18 protein-coding genes are annotated in these 20,948 nt (G+C 60.9%); 8 read left to right on the top strand and 10 right to left on the bottom strand.

The window, feature by feature from the left end; translation table 11 throughout:
- Positions 1-116: 116 nt before the first annotated feature.
- Positions 117-1,925 (bottom strand): sodium-extruding oxaloacetate decarboxylase subunit alpha, encoded by a 1,809-nt coding sequence (gene oadA / locus BLO80_RS21010; protein ID WP_072407549.1) that lies wholly within the window; start codon positions 1,923-1,925, stop codon positions 117-119.
- Between the two features lie 13 nt (positions 1,926-1,938).
- On the bottom strand, positions 1,939-3,354 hold the full coding sequence (locus BLO80_RS21005; RefSeq protein ID WP_025216234.1) for an acetyl-CoA carboxylase biotin carboxylase subunit: 1,416 nt from the start codon (positions 3,352-3,354) through the stop codon (positions 1,939-1,941).
- Positions 3,355-3,541: 187 nt separating this feature from the next.
- On the opposite strand from BLO80_RS21005, the gene BLO80_RS21000 reads away from it, so the two are divergent.
- The gene (locus tag BLO80_RS21000; RefSeq protein ID WP_092330939.1) at positions 3,542-4,504 is read left to right on the top strand and encodes a LysR family transcriptional regulator; all 963 of its coding nucleotides are present in this window, start codon (positions 3,542-3,544) and stop codon (positions 4,502-4,504) included.
- Here BLO80_RS21000 and BLO80_RS20995 read toward each other — a convergent pair.
- Both BLO80_RS20995 and hexR read right to left on the bottom strand, forming a co-directional pair.
- A complete protein-coding gene (locus BLO80_RS20995) occupies positions 4,446-4,655 on the bottom strand; it encodes a PA3496 family putative envelope integrity protein (RefSeq protein WP_092330937.1) in 210 nt (69 codons plus the stop codon). The two genes, BLO80_RS21000 and BLO80_RS20995, sit on opposite strands and share 59 nt — an antisense overlap.
- A 230-nt stretch (positions 4,656-4,885) precedes the next feature.
- Entirely contained in the window at positions 4,886-5,752 is an 867-nt protein-coding gene (hexR, locus tag BLO80_RS20990) for a transcriptional regulator HexR (protein ID WP_003187110.1), read from the bottom strand.
- A 428-nt stretch (positions 5,753-6,180) separates the two neighbouring features.
- Between hexR and BLO80_RS20985 the strand changes: the two genes are divergently transcribed.
- Complete coding sequence (locus BLO80_RS20985; RefSeq protein WP_092330934.1) at positions 6,181-6,495, top strand: hypothetical protein; 315 nt, start codon at positions 6,181-6,183, stop codon at positions 6,493-6,495.
- A 69-nt stretch (positions 6,496-6,564) separates the two neighbouring features.
- Here BLO80_RS20985 and BLO80_RS20980 read toward each other — a convergent pair whose 3' ends face one another.
- Entirely contained in the window at positions 6,565-9,438 is a 2,874-nt protein-coding gene (locus tag BLO80_RS20980) for an EAL domain-containing protein (protein ID WP_092330932.1), read from the bottom strand.
- Positions 9,439-9,699: 261 nt separating this feature from the next.
- On the opposite strand from BLO80_RS20980, the gene uvrD reads away from it, so the two are divergent.
- The 3 genes from uvrD (at position 9,700) to BLO80_RS20965 (ending at position 13,610) form a co-directional block, all read left to right on the top strand.
- Positions 9,700-11,883: a DNA helicase II gene (uvrD, locus tag BLO80_RS20975; RefSeq protein WP_092330929.1), complete on the top strand. Its 2,184-nt coding sequence runs from the start codon at positions 9,700-9,702 to the stop codon at positions 11,881-11,883.
- 297 nt (positions 11,884-12,180) lie between these two features.
- Positions 12,181-13,062, top strand: coding sequence for a Tim44 domain-containing protein (locus BLO80_RS20970; protein ID WP_092200349.1), 882 nt, complete (start codon positions 12,181-12,183; stop codon positions 13,060-13,062).
- Positions 13,063-13,202: 140 nt separating this feature from the next.
- A complete protein-coding gene (locus BLO80_RS20965; RefSeq protein ID WP_003187120.1) occupies positions 13,203-13,610 on the top strand; it encodes an SMI1/KNR4 family protein in 408 nt (135 codons plus the stop codon).
- Between the two features lie 13 nt (positions 13,611-13,623).
- On the opposite strand, the gene BLO80_RS20960 is transcribed toward BLO80_RS20965, so the two are convergent.
- A complete protein-coding gene (locus BLO80_RS20960; RefSeq protein WP_092200346.1) occupies positions 13,624-15,387 on the bottom strand; it encodes a cation:proton antiporter in 1,764 nt (587 codons plus the stop codon).
- A 279-nt stretch (positions 15,388-15,666) separates the two neighbouring features.
- Here BLO80_RS20960 and BLO80_RS20955 point away from each other — a divergent pair, with 279 nt between their 5' ends.
- Complete coding sequence (locus tag BLO80_RS20955; protein WP_060739964.1) at positions 15,667-16,152, top strand: acyl-CoA thioesterase; 486 nt, start codon at positions 15,667-15,669, stop codon at positions 16,150-16,152.
- Positions 16,153-16,284: 132 nt separating this feature from the next.
- Here BLO80_RS20955 and pdxY read toward each other — a convergent pair whose 3' ends face one another.
- Complete coding sequence (gene pdxY / locus BLO80_RS20950) at positions 16,285-17,157, bottom strand: pyridoxal kinase PdxY (protein WP_092330925.1); 873 nt, start codon at positions 17,155-17,157, stop codon at positions 16,285-16,287.
- A 119-nt stretch (positions 17,158-17,276) separates the two neighbouring features.
- Between pdxY and BLO80_RS20945 the strand changes: the two genes are divergently transcribed.
- Positions 17,277-17,699 (top strand): DUF3301 domain-containing protein, encoded by a 423-nt coding sequence (locus BLO80_RS20945; RefSeq protein WP_092330922.1) that lies wholly within the window; start codon positions 17,277-17,279, stop codon positions 17,697-17,699.
- A gap of 12 nt (positions 17,700-17,711) precedes the next feature.
- Here BLO80_RS20945 and BLO80_RS20940 read toward each other — a convergent pair whose 3' ends face one another.
- Positions 17,712-18,677, bottom strand: coding sequence for a CobW family GTP-binding protein (locus tag BLO80_RS20940; RefSeq protein ID WP_092330919.1), 966 nt, complete (start codon positions 18,675-18,677; stop codon positions 17,712-17,714).
- A 27-nt stretch (positions 18,678-18,704) separates the two neighbouring features.
- On the opposite strand from BLO80_RS20940, the gene BLO80_RS20935 reads away from it, so the two are divergent.
- Positions 18,705-19,058 carry an NADH:ubiquinone oxidoreductase gene (locus BLO80_RS20935; protein WP_092330916.1) on the top strand — a complete coding sequence of 118 codons (354 nt, stop codon included), beginning with the start codon at positions 18,705-18,707 and terminating at the stop codon, positions 19,056-19,058.
- Here BLO80_RS20935 and BLO80_RS20930 read toward each other — a convergent pair.
- Together BLO80_RS20930 and zigA are read right to left on the bottom strand one after the other, a co-directional pair.
- Complete coding sequence (locus BLO80_RS20930; protein WP_092330914.1) at positions 19,055-19,705, bottom strand: DUF1826 domain-containing protein; 651 nt, start codon at positions 19,703-19,705, stop codon at positions 19,055-19,057. The two genes, BLO80_RS20935 and BLO80_RS20930, sit on opposite strands and share 4 nt — an antisense overlap.
- On the bottom strand, positions 19,705-20,913 hold the full coding sequence (gene zigA / locus BLO80_RS20925) for a zinc metallochaperone GTPase ZigA (RefSeq protein ID WP_092330911.1): 1,209 nt from the start codon (positions 20,911-20,913) through the stop codon (positions 19,705-19,707). The genes BLO80_RS20930 and zigA overlap by 1 nt, the downstream gene beginning before the upstream one ends.
- Between the last annotated feature and the right edge of the window lie 35 nt (positions 20,914-20,948).

Raw genomic sequence — 20,948 nt, 5'->3', positions numbered from 1 at the left:
TGGTCACACCTCTTTCGCGAGCAAGCTCGCTCCCACGGGGGGACGCGCAAAGCCAGGCAAAAAAAAGGGGAGCACCTGCCCCCCCGAGGTTAAAGCGTTGTATCGAGGCTGTTAACTCAGCCTTCGATCTCGATCAGGATCTCGCCCGGGTTGACCCGGTCGCCCTTGGCCACATGAATGGCGGTGACCTTGCCGGCGATGGCCGCCTGCACTTCGGTTTCCATCTTCATGGCTTCGGTGATCAGCACCGCTTGGCCGGCCTTCACCACGTCGCCCTCCTTGACCAGGACATCGACGATGTTGCCCGGCATGGTGGTGCTGACATGGCCCGGCGCGGTGGCTTGCTTGCGCTTGCTGCTGCCGCCGCTGACAAACTCATTGAGCGGTTCGAACACGACCTCTTCCGGCATGCCATCGATGGACAGGTAGAAATGACGCTTGCCTTCGGCCTTGACGCCCACACCGGTGATGTCGACGCGATAGGTTTCCCCGTGAACGTCGATGACGAACTCGGTCGGTACGCCTTCGCCGCCCGCGGAGCTGACGCTGCCCGCCTCGGGGATGGGCAGCAGCACTTCCGGGGTCAGGGTGCCAGCGTCGCGTTCTTCGAGGAACTTGCGACCGATGTCCGGGAACATGGCATAGGTCAGCACGTCCTCTTCGGACTTGGCCAGCGCACCGATTTCGCCACGCAACTTGGTCATTTCCGGCTTGAGCAAATCGGCCGGACGCACGTCGATCACCTCTTCGCTGCCGATGGCCTGGCGACGCAGCTTTTCACTCACCGAACCCGGCGCCTTGCCGTAACCGCCTTGCAGATAGAGCTTCACTTCGTTGGTGATGGTCTTGTAGCGCTCACCGGCCAACACGTTGAAGAACGCCTGGGTGCCGACGATCTGCGAGGTCGGGGTCACCAGCGGCGGGAAGCCGAGGTCTTCGCGCACGCGCGGGATCTCCGCCAGCACTTCGTTCATCCGGTTCAGTGCGCCCTGCTCTTTCAACTGGTTGGCGAGGTTGGAGATCATCCCGCCCGGTACCTGGTTGACCTGGACGCGGGTGTCCACTGCGGTGAACTCGCTTTCGAACTGGTGGTACTTCTTGCGCACGGCGTAGAAGTACAGGCCGATTTCCTGCAACAGTTCCAGGTCCAGCCCCGTGTCGAATTCACTGCCTTTAAGGGCCGCGACCATGGATTCGGTGCCCGGATGGCTGGTGCCCCAGGCGAAGCTGGAGATCGCGGTGTCAATGTGATCGGCACCGTTTTCGATGGCCTTGAGCTGGCACATCGCGGCCAGGCCGGCGGTGTCGTGGGAGTGGATGAACACCGGCAACGATTGCTCGGCCTTCAGCGCCTTCACCAGTTCGCCGGTGGCATACGGGGTCAGCAGGCCGGCCATGTCCTTGATCGCCACCGAGTCGCAACCCATGGATTCCATCTGCTTGGCCTGGGCCACGAACGCCTCGATGGTGTGCACCGGGCTGGTGGTGTAGGCGATGGTGCCCTGGGCATGCTTGCCGGCGGCCTTCACCGCTTCGATGGCGACCCGCAGGTTACGCACGTCGTTCATCGCATCGAAAATACGGAACACGTCGATGCCGTTGACGGCGGCCTTGGCCACGAACGCCTTGACCACATCATCGCTGTAATGGCGGTAGCCCAGCAGGTTCTGGCCGCGCAGGAGCATCTGCAAGCGAGTGTTGGGCAGCGCCGCGCGCAGTTGGCGCAGGCGCTCCCACGGGTCTTCCTTGAGGAAGCGCACGCAGGCGTCGAATGTCGCGCCGCCCCAGACTTCCAGCGACCAATAGCCGACCTTGTCGAGCTTGTCGCAGATCGGCAGCATGTCTTCGGTGCGCATGCGGGTGGCGAGCAGCGATTGGTGGGCGTCGCGCAGGATTGTGTCGGTAACAAAGATCTTCTTGGACATGGTCATACTTTCCTTACAGGCCTGCGTGGGCGGCAATGGCGGCGGCGATGGCCAGGGCCAGCTCTTCGGGTTTGCGCTTGATCGAGTAGTTGGTCAGTTCAGGGTGGCTTTCAACGAAGCTGGTATTGAACTGGCCGCTGCGGAATTCCGGATTGCGCAGGATCTCCTGGTAATACGCGGCAGTGGTCTTGACCCCCTGCAGGCGCATGTCATCCAGGGCTCGCAGGCCACGGTCCATCGCTTCTTCCCAGGTCAACGCCCAGACCACCAGTTTCAGGCACATCGAATCGTAGAACGGCGGAATGGTGTAGCCGGTGTAGATCGCCGTGTCGGTGCGCACACCCGGGCCGCCAGGAGCGTAGTAGCGGGTGATCTTGCCGAAGCTGGGCAGGAAGTTGTTTTTCGGGTCCTCGGCGTTGATCCGGAACTGCAACGCAAAACCCCGGTGCAGGATGTCTTCCTGCTTGACCGACAGTGGCAGCCCGGAAGCGATACGGATCTGTTCGCGAACGATGTCAATACCGGTGATTTCTTCGGTGATGGTGTGTTCCACCTGCACCCGAGTGTTCATCTCCATGAAGTACACCTCGCCTTCGGCGAGCAGGAACTCCACGGTGCCGGCATTCTCGTAGCCCACGGCCTTGGCCGCGCGCACCGACAGGTCACCGATGTAGGCGCGCTGCTCGGGGGTCAGCTGCGGGCTCGGGGCGATTTCGATCAGCTTCTGGTTGCGGCGCTGGATCGAGCAATCACGCTCGAACAGGTGCACCACATTGCCGAAACTGTCTCCCAGGATCTGCGCTTCGATGTGCTTGGGGTTGACGATGCATTTTTCCAGGAACACTTCCGCCGAACCGAATGCCTTGGTGGCTTCGGAGATGACCCGGGGGAAGGCCTGTTCGAGTTCTTCACGGCTGTTGCAGCGACGGATACCGCGACCGCCGCCGCCAGACGTGGCCTTGAGCATCACCGGGTAACCGATCCGATCACCTTCGGTCAGCGCTTCTTCAATGCCCGATACGTTGCCTTCGGTGCCTGGCGTGACCGGCACACCGGCCTTGATCATGCTGCGGCGCGCTTCGGTCTTGTCGCCCATGCGGCGAATGACTTCCGCCGACGGGCCAATGAATTTGATACCGCGCTCAGCGCAGATGTCCGCCAGCTCCGCGTTTTCCGAAAGGAAACCGTAACCGGGGTGCAACGCATCGCAGCCGGTTTCCACCGCCAGGTTCACCAGTTTGCGCGGGTTGAGGTAGCCGGCCAGCGGATCGGCGCCGATGCTGTGGGCCTCGTCCGCACGCTTGACATGCAACGCATGACGGTCCGCGTCGGAGTAGACCGCGACCGAGCGAATGCCCATCTCGGCGCAAGCGCGCACGATGCGGACGGCAATCTCACCGCGGTTGGCGATCAGGATCTTTGTTATCAATTGGAGGTTCCCTTGAGCCGGTGATACCACGGCCTGAGATCCAGGCCGACGCGTGACCAGATGTAACAATTGGTCGCAGCTCCACACTAGTCCTGGCTGTGGATTAACAAAAATGAATAATTATTGGGTCATGCATAAGCAAAGACTTATAGTTGCGTTATCCGCCTGCCCCCAGAGTGCTTAGAAAATGCGTAAGTCATTGATGCGTATGACATTGCGTCAATTGCAGATTTTCAACGAGGTGTGCGACCTGAGGTCATACAGCCGTGCAGCCGACGAAATGTCTCTCACACAACCGGCCGTTAGCCTACAGATTCGATCCCTGGAGGAGCTGATTGGCCAACCGCTGTTCGAGTATGTCGGCAAGAAACTCTACATGACCGAAGCCGCCGAAGCCCTGCAACGTGCCAGCCGAGACATCTTCGGGCGCCTGGAAAACCTCGATATGCAGCTCTCGGACATGCAGGGGTCGCTGCAAGGCCAATTGAAGCTGGCGGTGGAATCCAGCGCCAAGTACTTCGTCCCGCACCTGTTCGCCGCGTTCAAGCGCCAGCATCCGGAGGTCAATCTGAACCTCACGGTGGTCAATCGCGGCCAGGTCATCCGCCGCCTCTCGGACAACCGCGACGACCTGGTGATCATGTCCATGGTGCCCCAGGACATGGGCCTGGAGTTCCTGCCCTTCCTCAACAATCCGATCGTCGCCGTGGCGCCGCCCGATCATCCGCTGAGCCACCTGGGTCCGCTGCGCTTGCAGGACCTGGAGCCCTACACGCTGCTGTTGCGCGAACCGGGCTCCGGCACGCGACTGGCCTGCGAGGAATACTTCAAGGAGAAACGGGTGCATTTCACCCAGACGCTGGAAGTGGCGTCGGCGGAAGCCCAGCGCGAATGCGTGGTGGCCGGGCTGGGCGTGGCGCTGTTGACGCGCCACGCCGTGAGCCGGGAGTTGTCGTCCGGCGCACTCATCGAGTTGCCGGTGGAGGAATTGCCGCTGTATCGCAGTTGGTGCCTGGTGCAGGCCAGGGCCAAACGCCTGTCACCGGTGGCCCACGCCTTCCTGGCGTTCGTGCGCGGCGAGCGCGCTCAGATCATTGGCCTGGTTGAGCGTTTCGACGGGAAGCCACCGACGATGCCTGCCAGTAGTTGAATTCTGCCGCGTCAGGAAATTCGCTGATCTCGGCCAGGAGCTGGCGCTGCTCATAGCGGTCTTCGATGGCACGACGGAACGCCATGCGGCGCTGATCTTCCTGCTGACGACGGGTTTTGACGGCGCTGCGTTCTTCGTAGGACTGGGTCATGTCGAGACTCCCAAGACGTATACGGGAGTTTCACGATGAAGGCGCGCGATGACCGTTTGGCGGCGCGGGGGTTACAGAACGATGAATTCGGGCAGATAACACCCTGTGGCAAGGGAGCTTGCGTAAACCTGCCAATGCGGCGTGTCTGGATAAGCGTTGGGGGTCGCTTCGCAACCCAGCGGGAGCAAGCTCCCTCGCCACAAAAGCCCCTCAACCCAAAGCTCGGGACTTTAGTCGTCCAGCGCCTTCACCGACTTGGGCGACAGCCGCAGGCTGCGAAGGCTGCGCTTCACGCTCTTGAGGTGGTTGACCAGGCTCGGGCCACGGGCCATGGCGACGCCCATTGCCAAGACGTCGATCACCACCAGGTGGGCGATACGTGAGGTCAGCGGCGTGTAGATCTCGGTGTCTTCATGCACGTCGATAGCCAGGTTCACCGTGGAAAGCTCCGCCAGCGGTGTCTGGCTCGGGCACAAGGTGATCAGCGAGGCACCGCTTTCACGCACCAGGTTCGCGGTGATCAGCAGGTCCTTGGAACGCCCCGACTGGGAAATGCAGATCGCCACATCGGTGGGTTTCAACGTCACCGCCGACATGGCCTGCATGTGCGGGTCGGAATAGGCTGCCGCCGTCAGCAGCAACCGGAAGAACTTGTGCTGGGCATCGGCCGCCACCGCGCCCGAAGCGCCGAAGCCATAGAACTCGACACGCTGGGCCTGGGACATGGCCGTGACAGCTTTCTGCAACGCCACCGGGTCAAGCTTCTCGCGAACCTCCATCAGCGTGTGCAGGGTGGTGTCGAAGATTTTCAGGCTGTAGTCCGCCACCGAGTCATCTTCATGGATCGCAAACTGACCGAAGCTCGCCCCAGCGGCCAGGCTTTGCGCCAGCTTGAGTTTCAGGTCCTGGAAGCCCGAGCAACCGATGGCCCGGCAGAAGCGCACGATGGTCGGTTCGCTGATGCCGACGCTGTGGGCAAGATCGGCCATGGAGCTATGCATCACGGCCGCGGGATCAAGCAGTACGTGATCGGCGACTTTCAGCTCCGACTTGCGCAGCAAGTGGCGTGACTGGGCGATGTGTTGCAACAGGTTCAAGGGGCTGGACTCTTGTTATGGGCAAATGCCGGGATGTAGCAAGCTTGTAGTTATACTACAAGAATTGGCGCTTTGCCCGTCCAAAACGTAACTGGATTGCCGCGCTGCCCCTTTGTTTTGGCCGAGGATCGCCAGATGTAGCAGCCTGTGCCTTGGCGCAAACCCTCTGCATTGCCGATCCACGAGTTCCCAGACGTGACCTGAGCCCTGGCTGGGAAAAACCGCCTATTCAATCACTGACTACTGACTACTTCCCCAACAACATATTCCAGCGTCATCGATAACATGACCAACGAAGAACCTGACAACTCACTCAGCAACTAACGTCTTCTTACAATACCCCTCTCAATTTTCCAGACACTATCAAGTCAAAGTCGATATATTGGCTCCCGCAGGACGCAATCAACTTAACTAAAGGAGTTACTACCATGAAAATCACAACCAAAGATTGGACCGCACAAATCGATCGCATGCCAGGTGCCGCGTCGTTCCGTACCTTCGGCACTGTAACCGTACCCCACACCGGCATTACCCCGAAGCTGGTACGAAGCTCGATGCAGGACAAGTCCTTTGATCTGCGACTGGAGTTGCAACTTGAATCTTCCAATGAAGTTTCACTGCCGGTCATTACCGACAAAGTCGTCGAGTACAAAGTACCCGGCGAGTCTCATGTCACTGGCGTGAGCATTTTTTTCGAAGGGCAGTTGCTGCATCACATTGATGAAGTACTCGTGACCAACTAAGCACATGTTAAAAACTTCCCGTCAGACACTAAAAGCGTCTGGCGGGAAGTTCCATGTCGAGGATCGGGTTCATTCAGTCAAGTGTTGCATCCGCAACAACCCGGCCAGCCCGTCAGCTTCCACTGGCCGACTGATCAGATACCCCTGCACCTCATCGCAACGCTCGTTCCTGAGGAAATCGAGCTGTTCCTGCCGCTCGACGCCCTCGGCCACTACCTTGAGCGACAGCCCATGGGCCATTGCAATGATTGCCCGGGTAATGGCGGTATCCACGCTGCCCTCGCCCAGCCCGCGAATGAATGCCTGATCGATCTTCACGTAGTCCACCGGAATACGCTTGAGGTAGCTCAGGGATGAGTAGCCGGTGCCAAAATCGTCGATCGCCAGCTTGACCCCGAGGTCACGCAATTGCTGGAACGTGGCGATGATGTGTTCAACGCTGTCGAGCAACTGACTCTCGGTCAACTCCAGCTCCAAGTACTGGGGCGCCAGACCGGTTTCTTCCAGCACTTGTCGCACCAGGCTGACCAGCTTGCCCTGGCGCAATTGATGCACCGACAGATTGACCGACACCCTGATCGGCTCGAGCCCCTGGCGCTGCCACTCGCACGCCTGCCAACAGGCCTGGCGCAACACGAACTCGCCAATCGGCCCGATCAACCCGGTCTCTTCGGCCAGGCCGATGAAATCCCCCGGCGGAACCCGCCCCATGGCCGGATGATCCCAGCGCACCAGCGCCTCGGCGGCGTTCAGGCGACCGGTCGCCAGGCACAGTTTCGGCTGATAAAAGACCTTCAGTTGTTGCTCTTCCAAGGCCTTGCGTAGCTGGTTTTCCAGTTGCAGACGCTCCAGCGTGCTGGCCTGGAGGCTCTCGGTGTAGAACTGGAAGTTGTTGCCCCCCAAATGCTTGGCGTGCTGCATGGCCATGTTCGCCTGGCTGACCAGCGTGGCAATTTCCCGCGTGTTGTCAGGCAACAGGCTGATGCCGATGGAAGCGCTGAGCACCAGTTCATGGCCCTCGATGGTCAGCGGCACCCGCAGCTTGGCGGCCAATCGAGTCGCCACCCGCGCCAGGCTTGAAAGGTTGCCGTAGGCATCGAACAACACCGCAAACTCATCGCCGGACAACCGGGCGATGGTATCCGCCTCGGGCAGCGCATTGATCAGGCGCCGCGCCATTCTCTGCAACAACTGGTCGGCGATGTCATGGCCGAGGCTGTCGTTGAGCAGTTTGAAACGGTCCAGGTTGATATGCAGCAACGCCAGGCTGCGCCGTCCACCCTGGCGCACCCGCTGATGAGCTTCGTTCAGGCGTTCGCGAAACAGCGAACGATTCGCCAAGCCAGTCAATTCGTCGTAATGGGTCAGGTAGCGCATCCGTTCTTCGGATTCGCGCCGTGCCGAAAGATCGGCGAAGAAGCCCACGATATGGCTGACATTCCCCCGCACATCGCGCACGACGTTCAGTTGCAGCCACTGCGGATACAGCTCGCCGTTGGCCCGTGCCTCCACCAACTCCCCCTGCCAGGTGCCGTGCTGCTTGAGCGATTGGCGAATGACGGAGTAGTGCCGGCGCGCATCGCGGCTGCACGGCAGGTCGACCACGTTGCGCCCGAGCATGTCCTGGATATTGAAACCGGTGACCCGCGTGAACGCCTGGTTGGCGGCGAGCAACAGGTAGCTGGGGTCGAAAATCACAATACCTTCGCTGGCGGCCTCGAACACCGTGGCCGCCAGCTGGCGTTGCTGCTCGAGTTCCTTGCTGACGCTGATGTCGCGCCGGGTGCCGACCATGCGCAGCACCCGTCCGCTCGCGCTGCGCTCCACGGCCCGGCCACGGTCTTCGATCCAGACCCAGTGACCATCGCCGTGACGCACACGGTATTCGATCTGGTAATCCTCGCTGCGACCCTTGAGGTGTTCGACCAGGGCCCGCTTGAGCGCCGGCACGTCCTGGGGGTGCAGGCGCGGGGTGAGGTGGCTGAGCATCGCCGTGACGTATTCGGGTTCCAGGCCGAACAGCTCCTTGAGCTGGGTGTGATGGACTTCGTCAGTCTGCAGGTTCCAGTCCCACAACCCCAGCTCGCTGGCCTTGAGGGCCAGGGCCAGGCGCGCCTCGCTCTTGCTCAGGGCCTGGCTGGCGACCTCCAGTTCAAGGCTGCGTTGCGCGACCCGGGCCTCCAGGCCAACCTGGGCCGCCCGCAGTTTCTCCTCGGCCGAGCGACGTTGCTCGACCTCCCGGGCCAGCGCCTCGTTGAGCGACTCACTGCGGGTTTGGGTTTGCTGCAGATGCTCGATCAGGGCCTGGTTCTGGAAGCGTCGCAGCATGCCACTCTGGATCAAGCGATTGACTTGCCAGGCCACCACGATCAGGGAAACCAGCACAATCAGCCCCAGCCAGCCCCACCCACGTTGCTGCTCGTCGCCGCCCCAGAAGAGATAACCGATGGCCGGTAACAGGCAGGGCAAGGTGAAGGACAGGAATGCTGGAAGGCTCACGGCATAGGCCACACTGGCCGACAGCGCCGCCGCGCCGATCAGGCCGAACACCCAGGCCTGCTGCTGGAAGCTGTCGGCCGGGACCAGCGCGATGCCGGCCCCGGCCAGCGTCAGGCCGGTCATCGCCGAGCCCAGCAAAAACATGCGCAACCAGATCGGGTGCGCCTGGCGGCTTGGCATCGCCGAATCGAAAGCCGCCACTTGGATCACCCGCAGCGCCACCAGCGACAACAACCAGACGAGCCAGACGCTCACCAGGAAATAGCGCCGCGGCTCCCATAACAGCGCGGCGCAGACCAGACCATTGAGCAGCATGAACAGCGTAGGCAGCAGTGAGCCTTGATACAACAGACGTGTGCGCTCGACCGCCATCTCCGTGGCGTACTGCTTGCAGATGATCCGCGGTTCCACACAGGGGCCCGCCGGATCGGAATTGAGGGTCATTGGCACTGTTCTTGTTCTTATTCAGTGAAACGTGGAGAACCCGAAACGAGCACCGAGCATACACAAGCCATAGGCCTTCCCACACTGTCCCAACTCATAAAAACAAGGAAAAAATTCGCTATTTCATTGGGTGGCGCCGCTCCCGAGCGAGTCCCGCCAACGCCTGTAGCCTGTGACCCGCCGGTCATCACCCAGTGCTCTTTTATCGGCTGATGCAAAGCTCGGTTTGCCCGGGGTGGCGCCGCACCCTAGAATGCCCCGATGCGCGATGATCTCTCCCTTCTGCTGAACTCCCTCAACGATGCCCAACGTCAGGCCGTAGCTGCCTCCGTGGGTCGTCAGTTGGTCCTGGCCGGTGCCGGCTCCGGTAAAACCCGAGTGCTGGTGCACCGTATCGCCTGGTTGATCCAGGTCGAGAACGCCTCGCCCCATTCGATCCTGTCGGTGACGTTTACTAACAAGGCCGCGGCCGAGATGCGCCATCGCATCGAACAACTGATGGGCATCAACCCCGCCGGCATGTGGGTCGGCACCTTCCACGGCCTGGCGCACCGCTTGTTGCGGGCGCATTGGCAGGAAGCCGGGCTGAGCCAGACCTTCCAGATCCTGGACAGCGACGACCAGCAGCGGCTGGTCAAGCGCGTGATCCGCGAGCTGGGCCTGGACGAACAGCGCTGGCCGGCCCGCCAGGCCCAATGGTTCATCAACGGCCAGAAAGACGAAGGCCTGCGCCCGCAGCACATCCAGGCCAGCGGCGACTTGTTCCTGGCGACGATGCGCAGCATCTACGAAGCTTACGAGGCGGCGTGCCAGCGTGCCGGGGTGATCGATTTTTCCGAGCTGTTGCTACGGGCCCTGGACCTGTGGCGCGACCACCCAGGCCTGCTGGCCCACTATCAAAAGCGCTTCCGGCATGTACTGGTGGACGAATTCCAAGACACCAACGCCGTGCAATACGCCTGGTTGCGCTTGCTCGCCAAGGGCGGCGACAGCCTGATGGTGGTGGGTGACGACGATCAGTCGATCTACGGCTGGCGCGGCGCCAAGATCGAGAACATTCACCAGTACTCGGCGGACTTCCCTGACGCCGAAGTCATCCGCCTGGAACAGAACTACCGCTCGACCGCTGGCATCCTCAAGGCCGCCAACGCCCTGATCGCCAACAATACAGGGCGCCTGGGCAAGGAGCTGTGGACCGACGGCGGCGAAGGCGAGGCGATCAACCTCTACGCGGCCTTCAACGAACACGATGAAGCCCGCTACGTGGTGGAAACCATCGAGAGCGCGCTGAAAACCGGCCTGGCCCGTAGCGACATCGCCATCCTGTACCGTTCCAACGCCCAATCGCGGGTGCTGGAAGAAGCGTTGCTGCGCGAACGGATCCCCTACCGCATCTATGGCGGCCAGCGCTTCTTCGAGCGTGCTGAAATCAAGAACGCCATGGCCTACCTGCGCCTGCTCGAAGGTCGTGGCAATGACGCAGCCCTGGAGCGGGTGATCAACGTGCCGACGCGAGGCATCGGCGAAAAAACCGTCGAAGCGATTCGCGATCACGCGCGCCACAGCCATGTGTCCATGTGGGAAGCCATGCGCCAACTGGTGGCCAACAAAGGTGTGACCGGTCGCGCCGCCGGCGCCCTGAAGGCCTTCATGGACCTGATCGAAGACCTGGCCGCCAAGTGCGTGGAGATGCCGCTGCACTTGATGACCCAGACCGTCATCGAGCAGTCCGGCCTGATCGCCTATCACGAAGCGGAAAAAGGCGAGAAAGGCCAGGCCCGGGTGGAAAACCTCGAGGAGCTGGTCAGCGCCGCGCGCAACTTCGAGAACACCGAGGAAGACGAAGACCTGTCGCCGCTGTCGGCCTTCCTGGGTCACGCCTCCCTGGAGGCCGGCGACACCCAGGCCGACGAACATGAAGACAGCATTCAACTGATGACCCTGCACAGTGCCAAGGGTCTGGAATTCCCTTACGTGTTCCTCGTGGGCATGGAAGAAGGCCTGTTTCCCCACAAGATGAGCCTGGAAGAACCGGGACGCCTGGAGGAAGAACGGCGCCTGGCCTACGTTGGTATCACCCGTGCCATGCAGAATCTGGTGCTGACCTACGCCGAAACCCGACGCTTGTATGGCAGCGAGACCTACAACAAGGTGTCGCGTTTCGTACGTGAAGTGCCGAAGGGCTTGATCCAGGAAGTGCGGCTGTCCAACAGTGTCAGCCGACCATTCGGTGGCGGCCAGCAACAAAGCACCAGCAGCCTGTTCGGCGGCAGCGACATCCCGGAAACCGGCTTCAGCCTCGGCCAGACCGTGCGGCACTCGGTGTTCGGCGACGGCGTCATCCTCAACTTCGAAGGCGCCGGCGCCCAGGCCCGGGTGCAGGTGAACTTCAGCGAAGGCAGCAAGTGGCTGATGCTGGGGTATGCCAAGCTGGAAGCGATCTAAAGATTTATGTAGGCCCCTGTGGGAGCGAGCTTGCTCGCGATAGCGGTCGATCAGTCATTATTGATGCTGACTGACACACCGCTATCGCGAGCAAGCTCGCTCCCACAGTTGTTCAGGGAAACATTTCCGATAGAACTTGTTCCGCTTTCCTACAGCCCAAAGCGAACAGGCCCTCTTGCACAGCTGAAGCTGAACCTAACCTGTCACGCAAAAGCCCGAAACACTCTGCCGCTAGCCAGCAACAGTTCAGCTGTGCAACATGGCGCGCGTGCTATCCACAAATGGGAATGCCTTTATATGAAACGTTTTCTTAGCATCGCCATGGCGTTGTGCATCGGCCTGACGATGGCCATCGACGCCAATGCCGCCAAGCGCTTTGGCGGTGGTAAAAGCTCGGGAGCAGCCCCGACTCACCAGACCAGCCAGATGGCGCCGTCTTCTGCCGCCGGCTCCACCGCTGCCACCGCAGGCGCGGCCGGTGCCGCTGGCGCTGCCACCAAGGCCAGCGGCGCTTCGCGCTGGCTCGGCCCCCTGGCCGGCATCGCCGCCGGTGGCCTGCTCGCCTCCATGTTCATGGGCGACGGCTTCCAGGGCATGCAGATCTTCGACATCCTGATCATGGCGGTCATCGCTTTCCTGGTCTTCCGCTTCATTGCCGCCCGTCGTCGCAAACAGCAGGAGCAACTCGCTCCAGCCGGCCATGCTCCGATGCCGATGCAGCGTGAAGTGTTCAACCAGCAGCCCGCCAGTGGTTCGATCTTCGGTGGTTCGGCAGCGCCTGCGGCCGCTCGTCCGGTCATCAATGCGCCGGCCTGGTTCAACGAGCAGCGCTTCATCGAAGCCGCCCGCAACCACTTCATGGCCCTGCAGCAGCATTGGGACGCGAACGAAATGGACAAGATCGCCGAGTTCGTGACCCCGCAACTGCTCGAGTTCCTCAAGCGCGAGCGAGCCGAGCTGGGCGATGGCTTCCAGTCCACCTACATCGATAACCTGCAGGTACAACTGGATGGTGTCGATGATCGCGCCGACAAGACCATCGCCACCCTGACCTTCATCGGTGTGTCGAAGGATTCTCGCTTCGACAAGGGCGAAGCGTTCAGCGAAAGCTGGAACATGGAACGCGCCCAGGGCGATGACCAGCCTTGGCTGGTGGCAGGTATCCGCCAGAACGGTTGAACCTTTTCGCGTTTCGCATGTTGAAATAAAAGAACCCCGGCCCAGGCCGGGGTTTTCTATTTCGCGGTTGCATCTATAGCGAGCTACTGTATAAACCGCTTCATATGAAACCGCGCCATCGAGAAAGAGGATCCCCGGACGTGGAAGAAATCATCGAACAATTGCGTGAAGCCAACGAGCCCGTACCGGTCCCGCTGGAATTGCCCGACGAAGATTTGCTGGTAGAGATCGAAGAGCAGCTGTTCATCGATATCCCATTCGTCTTCAGGGAGTTTTTGCTGACCGTCAGCGATGTCGTCTACGGCAGCCTGGAGCCGGTGACCGTCACCGATCCACAGTCCCATACCTACCTGCCGGACGTGGCCGCCAACGCCTGGGATGCCGGTGTCGACCGCAGCCTGATCCCGATCTGCCAGGACGGCGACGATTATTACTGCGTCGAAGAGGACGGCACGGTGGTGCTGTGGCAGGCCGAAGAAGAACTGATCGCCGAGGAAACCTGGGAATCGGTCTGGCACTGGGCCCGGGACGTCTGGCTGGAAAGCTGAGCCCCGCCGCCGGTCAATGCCCGGACGACTCCTTGTGGTTGTCCAGGGTTTCAAGCAAGGCCACCTGCATCCGCGTATGCAGGCGGATGAACCAGCGCCAGAGCAGTGCCGCCACGGCAGTCGCCACCACGGCGATCAGTACGAGCAACTTGTTGGTCGGCAGAATGCTGGCCGACAAGGCTGCCAAGAGCAGGAAAATCACCAACAGCGAGAGAATCGGGATCACTTCGGCGATCACCCGACGCACACGCTGGGTGTGGCGGCCAGCCATCTCCGGCTTCACGCCCATTTCCGCCAGCAGCATCGACAGCGCCTTGAGCTTGCGGTACGCGGCGATCAGGAACGGTAGCGACAGCAGCAACGCCCCGCCCCAGATCAATGCTTTCTGCCAGCTCGGGTCGCTGATCCATGCTTGCAGGTAAGCCGACATCCGCTCGGCGAAAAAACCACCCGAGACAAAAATCGCAATCACCAGCGCCAGGTTGACGCCGACCTGCAGCAAAATTCGCCGGATCATCGACGCCACCATCGCCCCTTCTCCGTGGGGTTGGATGCTACGCAGCCATTCGCCATACATCCCCAGCACTCGCGTCAGCCGTTTCGGCATGACCGTCGCCAACTTGACGGACAGCGGGTCGGCAGCCCGGATCAGGTACGGAGTCAGCAAAGTGGTCAACACCGAGACGGCGACCGCGACCGGATAGAGGAAATCGCTGGTGACCTGCAGGGTCATCCCCAGCGACGCGATGATGAAGGAAAACTCGCCGATCTGCGAAAGACCCATTCCTACGCGCAGCGAGGTGCGTCCATCGTTGCCGGCAATAAAGGCACCGAGGCCGCAGGACAACATCTTACCGAGCACCACTGCGCCCGTGATCACGGCAATTGGCCAGGCATACTGCAGCAGTATCGCCGGATCGAGCATCAACCCGATGGCGACGAAGAAGATCGCGCTGAACAGATCACGCACCGGCTCCACCAGGCGCTCGATCTTCAGCAGTTGCCGGGACTCGGCCATGATCGCACCGATCAGGAACGCCCCGAGCACCATGCTGTATTCCAGCTTCACCACCAGCAGGCAGAAGCCGAAACACAAGCCCAGTACGGTAATCAGCAGCATTTCGTTGCTGTCGAACTTCGCCACGTAGGCCAGCACCCTCGGCACCAGCAGAATGCCGATGACCAACGCGACGATCATGAACAGCGACAACTTGCCGACGGTGGAAAATACCTCGCCGGAGCTCACGGTGCCGCTGACGGCAATGCTCGACAGCAAGGCGATGATGCCAATGCCCAGGATGTCCTCGACGATCAACACCCCGAAAATCAGCTGGGCGAAGCGCTCGTTTTTCATCTTCAGGTCGTTGAGCGCCTTGACGATGATCGTGGTGGAGGAAATGGCCAGGATGGCGCCGAGGAACAGCGAGTCCATGGTGCTCCAGTCGAACCAGCGGCCGATTTCGTAGCCGATCCAGATCATCAGCACAATTTCGAGGAACGCCGCGATGAAGGCCGTGGCGCCGACCTTGAACAGTTTGCGCAGGCTGAATTCCAGGCCCAGGCAAAACATCAGGAAGATCACCCCGAGCTCGGCCAAGGTCTTGATCGTGTCTTCGTCATGGATAAAACCGAACGGTGGCGTATGCGGGCCAATGATGAAGCCGGCCACGATGTAGCCCAATACCACCGGTTGTTTGAAACGATGAAAGAGTACGGTCACCAACCCCGCCGCCATCATGATGATCGCCAAATCCTGGATGAAACTGATGGCATGCATGTCGGGGCTCCCTGTTCAAAATGACTCACTGCAGAGCTGGAGAAATCCGTTTCCTCTGTAGGAATTGCCCTCGCAATGGGCTTTTGAAGGGTAACACCGCGACTTCCGACAAAAAGACGGTGCAATATATGGAAACAGATCCATCGGCGCGTGACGGCAACCACAGGCGCAGCGTCCCGATATCGGTGGTTTTTAAAACCTAGTGACCTGTTCGCAGGCCACTCCCCAGCACCCGCAGAGGTGCACTCCCGAATGACTGCCTTGAACCGTGAGTACGTTATGGAACCTGGAAACGCCCAGCTGTCGATGACGGTGTTGATGACCCCCGATATGGCCAACTTCTCTGGCAATGTCCATGGCGGCACCTTGCTCAAATACCTCGACGAAGTCGCCTACGCCTGCGCCAGCCGCTACGCCGGACGCTACGTGGTGACCCTGTCGGTCGATCAGGTCATCTTTCGTGAGCCGATTCATGTCGGCGAACTGGTGACCTTCCTGGCCTCGGTGAACTACACCGGCAACACGTCGATGGAAGTGGGCATCAAAGTCGTGACCGAAAATATTCGCGAGCGCTCGGTGCGCCACACCAACAGTTGCTTCTTCACCATGGTTGCGGTGGATGACCAACGCAAGCCCGCGACCGTGCCGCCCTTGCAGCCGCAAAACAGCGAAGAAAAACGCCGCTACGAACAAGCCCAGCAACGGCGGCAGATCCGCCAGGAACTGGAGAGGCGCTACCAGGAGATCAAGGCGGACGGGCCTTAGTCGGCCGCCGAGCGTCAAAGGTGGGAGCTTGCTCACGATGGCGATGTCACAGCCAGCATCGATGTTGAATGTGATGGCCTCATCGCGAGCAAGCTCGCTCCCACAGGGATTTGCAGCATTCCACAGGGGCGATCAGAGGCTGATTGGCACAGCCTCGAACCGCACCCGTGGATGGGCGATCCGGTCCTGGGCACGGACCAGTTCCAGCTCATAGCTGGTGCAGGCCTGGGTCTCCAGCAGCACTTCGTGCACCGCCGCGGCGGTGAATTCGAACGCCGCGACCAAACTGTCCCCCAGCAGAATCCGCGCCAGGAACAAGCCCGACGTCAGGTCGCCCACGCCCACCGGCTGGCGCGGGAAAGCCAACAGTGGACGACGCAGGTGCCAACTGTCATCGGCGGTCACCAGCAGCATTTCGAAACTGTCATCGGGTTTGCCGGGGTAGGCCAGGTGCTTGACCAGCACCGCCTTCGGGCCACGGGCCAGCAACGCGCGGGCCATGGCCAGGCAGTCCAGCAACGACTGCGCCTTGCGCCCCGAAAAACTGTCCAGCTCCAGTTGGTTCGGGCACATGAGGTCCGCCACGGCAGCGGCTTCTTCCAGGAGAAATTCGCTCACCTCGGGCGCCACGATGCAGCCCTTCTCAGGGTGCCCCATGACCGGGTCGCACAGGTACAGCGCCTTGGGATTGGCAGCCTTGATCCGCGCCACGCCCGTCAGGATCGCCCGCCCCTGAGCCGCACTGCCCAGGTAACCGGACAACACCGCATCGCAATGCCCCAGCTCACCGATAGCGGCAATGCCTTCTACCAATGCCGGTATCTGCTCTGGCGCCAGCACCTCACCGGCCCATTGGCCGTACTGGGTGTGATTGGAAAACTGCACGGTATTGAGCGGCCAGACGTTCACGCCGACCCGCTGCATCGGAAACACTGCGGCGCTATTGCCAGCGTGACCGAACACCACGTGGGACTGAATGGCAAGCAGATGAGGCGTACGTTTCATGCAGGAAGTTTCCGTAAAACGATTGAAATTCAAGCCGCGCAGTATGCGACTAAACGCAGCCTGTACGACAGACCGGCGAGACAGTTAAGCTGACAGCAACTTGTTGGAGCACTTCGTTCATGCTGACCCTTGGAAACATCTTTGTGCTGATGCTGCTGGCTACCGGCGGCGCCTGGCTGTGGCACAACCATGGCTTGCGCGAACGGGCGTTGGCGAGGGTCATGCAGCATTGCGCCAACCTCAAGATCGAGCTGCTGGACGGCAACGTGGCGCTGAAAAGAATCGGCTTCGTGAAGGACGCCAACGGTCGACGACGCTTGGCTCGCGTCTACAACTTCGAGTTCACCGTCACCGGCGAAAGCCGCCATTCGGGCACCATCACCCAATTTGGTGCCCACAGCGCGCACATCGAGCTGGCGCCCTACCCGATGCCCTTCGAAGAAACACCGCCAGCGCCCATCGAACCGGTCCAGACCAGGCCCAGGGCTGAAGTCATCGAATTGAGCCAGTGGCGCCAGGAACACAACAAGTGGAAGCCTTGAAACAAGGCTGATTCAGGAACATCGACAACTCACCAGACCGGTTTTCAGGCGATCGACGTCTTGCGGTTGATCGAAAATCAGCTCGACCCGAGAATCCTGGCGCCACTCGCTGGCTTGCCAGCCCAGCGCCGCCCCCTCCAACGCATTGGCTGAAACCCAACCGTCGCGGCTGTGGATAACCATCTTCGCCCGTTTCCAGCCCAGGTCTTGTAGCCATCGCGTCAGCGCCGCCGCGTCGAATCGTTGGCTTGGGTGCCAGCGCCAGCCGATACTCCAGCCTCCGTCCTGCTGCTGATACAGGCAGATGGGTTGCGTCGGGTCGGTCCAGATCGCCGGGATCTGTCCCAGACTCTTGGGCAGGTTCACGTTACCCACGGCCCCGCTGCCCTGAGCCGCAAGGCCTGGCAATCGATCGATCGGTAATGCCCCGTGTTGCGTCCAGTACAACGCAGACCCTGACAGTTGTGCCGTCACCCGTTCGCGATCGGCCTTCGTGAGGCTCTCGGATTTGTTCAGCACCAACAGTCCGGCATCCGCCAGGATTTGTCGCTGCGCTTCGGGCAAGGGTTTGCCGTCCGCCATCGCCCGGGCATCCAACACCAGCACACAGGGTTGTACCGCGAGCACGCCGAGCCAGGGCGCTTGACTCAGTTGCCGCATCAACTGTGCCGGATGGCCCAGGCCCGAGGGTTCGATGAACAGCCGATCCGGCCGGGCCTTGCGCAGCAAACGTCCAAGACCGATCTGAAACGGCGCGCCATTGACGCAGCACAAGCAGCCGCCGGCCACTTCGCCCAGTGCGATACCATCGCCAGCCTGGGTCAGCAGCGCGGCATCCAGGCCGATCTGGCCGAACTCGTTGATCAGCACCGCCCAGCGCTCATTGGCCGGTCGCTGGGCCAGCAGATGCCTGATCAGGCTGGTCTTGCCGACGCCCAAAGGGCCGGCGATGACATGGGTGGGAATGTGCTGCAACATAATCGACGGCTTTCGATGGAGGTGAATATGCGATTGATCGGCTGGTGGTTGCTGGCACTGACGTCGGACCAGGCGCTGGCCCAGGCCTGCGTGGTTCACAGCCAGGCGGAGCGACTCGATGTGAAAGTCTGCCAACAGAACCGCAGCATTCCGCAGAAACTGTTTGCCGATGGCTTCTGCCAGCCAAACCTTGCCGGCCAGAAGGTCGAGGTGCAATACGTCGATCAATGCCCTGGTGGCGCGTTCGGCGTTTGCAGCAACGCCCAGGTCGCCAATATGCCTTACCGCCAGGATATTCACTATTACGGCGTGGCGACCGATGCCGCGTACCTGCAGCCATTTTGCGAAGGACAAAGCCAAGGCACCTGGCTCAAGCCTTAAGCCAGCCAATCCAGCGTGAGCATCAGGCGACGCTCTCCCGGCGCAGGCGCAGGCGAACGATGGATCAGGCCAAACCCCTCATTACCGTGCCATTTCTCGCCTTTAAGCAAGCCGACATCACCGCAACCAAACTGCTGGATCACGCGCGGATCTACCGGCTCTGCCTCAGGCTGGGCCAGGTGCCGGCGGTCCATGACCTCTTCCTTGAGCCACTGGCTGCCGACGCCCGCATAGGTGGTCAACAGCCGTACCGGTACGTGGTCAACATGGAAGCGCGGGCACATGGCTTTGTCCAGCGTGCGCAGACGCAGACCGACACGTTGCGCGCCCAACAGGCAGGCAAACGCACAGACCAGCCAGGAAACATCGGCGATAAAGCCTTCATAGCCCTGCAGGTCGCTGAAACCCGCGGCCAGACCGTGCAGCGCTGGCTGGGTGTCTTCCTCTGGCAAGTCGAGCACCCGTGATTCAGCCAGCGGCTGATCCATCGCCAGCACCATGGCCGCAAAATCGCTGATGTGTGCGGGAAGCTGACGCTGCCAGACTGCCAGGTTTGTGTCGTCATCCAGGATCTGCGTGAACACCCCTGGCGTATCACCTTGGACCTGTCGTACCTGTTTCGCTCGTTTCGGACTCGGCGCCAGCATCACGCTGCAACCTCTTCATGCCACGGTCCGAACGGATCCGGCAACAAGCGCCAATTTTCGACCCCGAGGGCCATTTCCGCATCGGTGAGCAGGCAGGCGTCCAGTTCAGCGGCGAGTTGGCCAAAATCAATGTCCTGACCAATGAAGACCAACTCCTGACGGCAATCGCCTGTGGCAGCCAGCCAGTTTTTCATGATCGCTGCGGTGCTCTCTTCATCCTGCGGCCATTGGTTTTTCGGCACGAACCGCCACCAGCGCCCGGCGAAGCCATGTCGCATCAAGCCGCCAGCCTGAGACCAACTGCCCGCCTCCTCAGGCTTGCTGGCCAGCCAGAAGAACCCCTTGGAGCGCAGGAGTTTGCCATTGGGCCACGGCCGGTCGATGAAGTTGAAGAACCGCTGGGGATGGAACGGCCGGCGAGCCCGATAAGCGGTCGAAGCGATGCCATATTCCTCGGTTTCTGGCACATGCTCACCCCGTAGTTCCTGTAGCCAGCCAGGTGCCTGGGCGGCGCGTTCGAAGTCGAAAAGGCCTGTGTCGAGGATTCTGCTCAGTGGCACCTGCCCCATGACCATGGGGATGATCTGCGCCTGGGCGTTGAGACGCTGCAGAATCGCGGTCAACTCTTCCCGCTCATGCTGGCTGATCAGGTCGATCTTGCTGATCAGAATCACGTCGGCAAACTCGATTTGTTCGACCAGCAGATCGGTGATCGAGCGCTCATCCTCCTCACCCAGGGTTTCGCCCCGTGACGCCAGGCTTTCGGCGGCCTGATAATCCAGCAGGAAATTCACCCCATCGACCACCGTGACCAGGGTGTCGAGTCGTGCCACATCGGCCAGGCTACGGCCCTCTTCATCACGAAATGTGAAGGTTTCCGCCACTGGCAGCGGTTCGGAAATACCGGTGGATTCGATCAGCAAGTAGTCGAAACGCCCTTCCCTGGCGAGTTGCCCGACTTCTTTGAGCAAGTCCTCACGCAACGTGCAGCAGATACAGCCGTTGCTCATTTCCACCAGTTTCTCTTCGGAACGACTCAGGGTGACATCTCGCTGGACTTCGCTGCCATCGATGTTGATCTCGCTCATATCGTTGACGATCACGGCAACCCGCAGGTTGTCGCGATTACGCAGGACGTGATTGAGCAGTGTGCTTTTACCGGCACCGAGGAATCCGGAAAGTACGGTGACGGGAAGACGATTGGGCATCAGGTATATCCTCATCGGGCGGCCGCTTCGATGAC

It is taken from the genome of Pseudomonas sp. NFACC56-3 (assembly GCF_900100025.1).
GTDB lineage: Bacteria > Pseudomonadota > Gammaproteobacteria > Pseudomonadales > Pseudomonadaceae > Aquipseudomonas > Aquipseudomonas fluorescens_AA.
Note: the sequence above shows the minus strand (reverse complement) of the source record. Positions and strands in the feature narration are given on the sequence as shown.

What these genes read in the sequence shown, in the direction of transcription:
- zigA (WP_092330911.1), bottom strand. Translation starts at nt 20,913, where the DNA reads ATGCCCAATCGTCTTCCCGTCACCGTACTTTCCGGATTCCTCGGTGCC.
- BLO80_RS20930 (WP_092330914.1), bottom strand. Translation starts at nt 19,705, where the DNA reads ATGCTGGCGCCGAGTCCGAAACGAGCGAAACAGGTACGACAGGTCCAA.
- BLO80_RS20955 (WP_060739964.1), top strand. Translation starts at nt 15,667, where the DNA reads ATGGAACCTGGAAACGCCCAGCTGTCGATGACGGTGTTGATGACCCCC.
- BLO80_RS20980 (WP_092330932.1), bottom strand. Translation starts at nt 9,438, where the DNA reads ATGACCCTCAATTCCGATCCGGCGGGCCCCTGTGTGGAACCGCGGATC.
- BLO80_RS20995 (WP_092330937.1), bottom strand. Translation starts at nt 4,655, where the DNA reads ATGACCCAGTCCTACGAAGAACGCAGCGCCGTCAAAACCCGTCGTCAG.
- oadA (WP_072407549.1), bottom strand. Translation starts at nt 1,925, where the DNA reads ATGTCCAAGAAGATCTTTGTTACCGACACAATCCTGCGCGACGCCCAC.
- BLO80_RS20940 (WP_092330919.1), bottom strand. Translation starts at nt 18,677, where the DNA reads ATGTTGCAGCACATTCCCACCCATGTCATCGCCGGCCCTTTGGGCGTC.
- BLO80_RS20935 (WP_092330916.1), top strand. Translation starts at nt 18,705, where the DNA reads ATGCGATTGATCGGCTGGTGGTTGCTGGCACTGACGTCGGACCAGGCG.
- BLO80_RS20985 (WP_092330934.1), top strand. Translation starts at nt 6,181, where the DNA reads ATGAAAATCACAACCAAAGATTGGACCGCACAAATCGATCGCATGCCA.
- BLO80_RS21000 (WP_092330939.1), top strand. Translation starts at nt 3,542, where the DNA reads ATGCGTAAGTCATTGATGCGTATGACATTGCGTCAATTGCAGATTTTC.
- BLO80_RS20960 (WP_092200346.1), bottom strand. Translation starts at nt 15,387, where the DNA reads ATGCATGCCATCAGTTTCATCCAGGATTTGGCGATCATCATGATGGCG.
- BLO80_RS20970 (WP_092200349.1), top strand. Translation starts at nt 12,181, where the DNA reads ATGAAACGTTTTCTTAGCATCGCCATGGCGTTGTGCATCGGCCTGACG.
- BLO80_RS20945 (WP_092330922.1), top strand. Translation starts at nt 17,277, where the DNA reads ATGCTGACCCTTGGAAACATCTTTGTGCTGATGCTGCTGGCTACCGGC.
- uvrD (WP_092330929.1), top strand. Translation starts at nt 9,700, where the DNA reads ATGCGCGATGATCTCTCCCTTCTGCTGAACTCCCTCAACGATGCCCAA.
- pdxY (WP_092330925.1), bottom strand. Translation starts at nt 17,157, where the DNA reads ATGAAACGTACGCCTCATCTGCTTGCCATTCAGTCCCACGTGGTGTTC.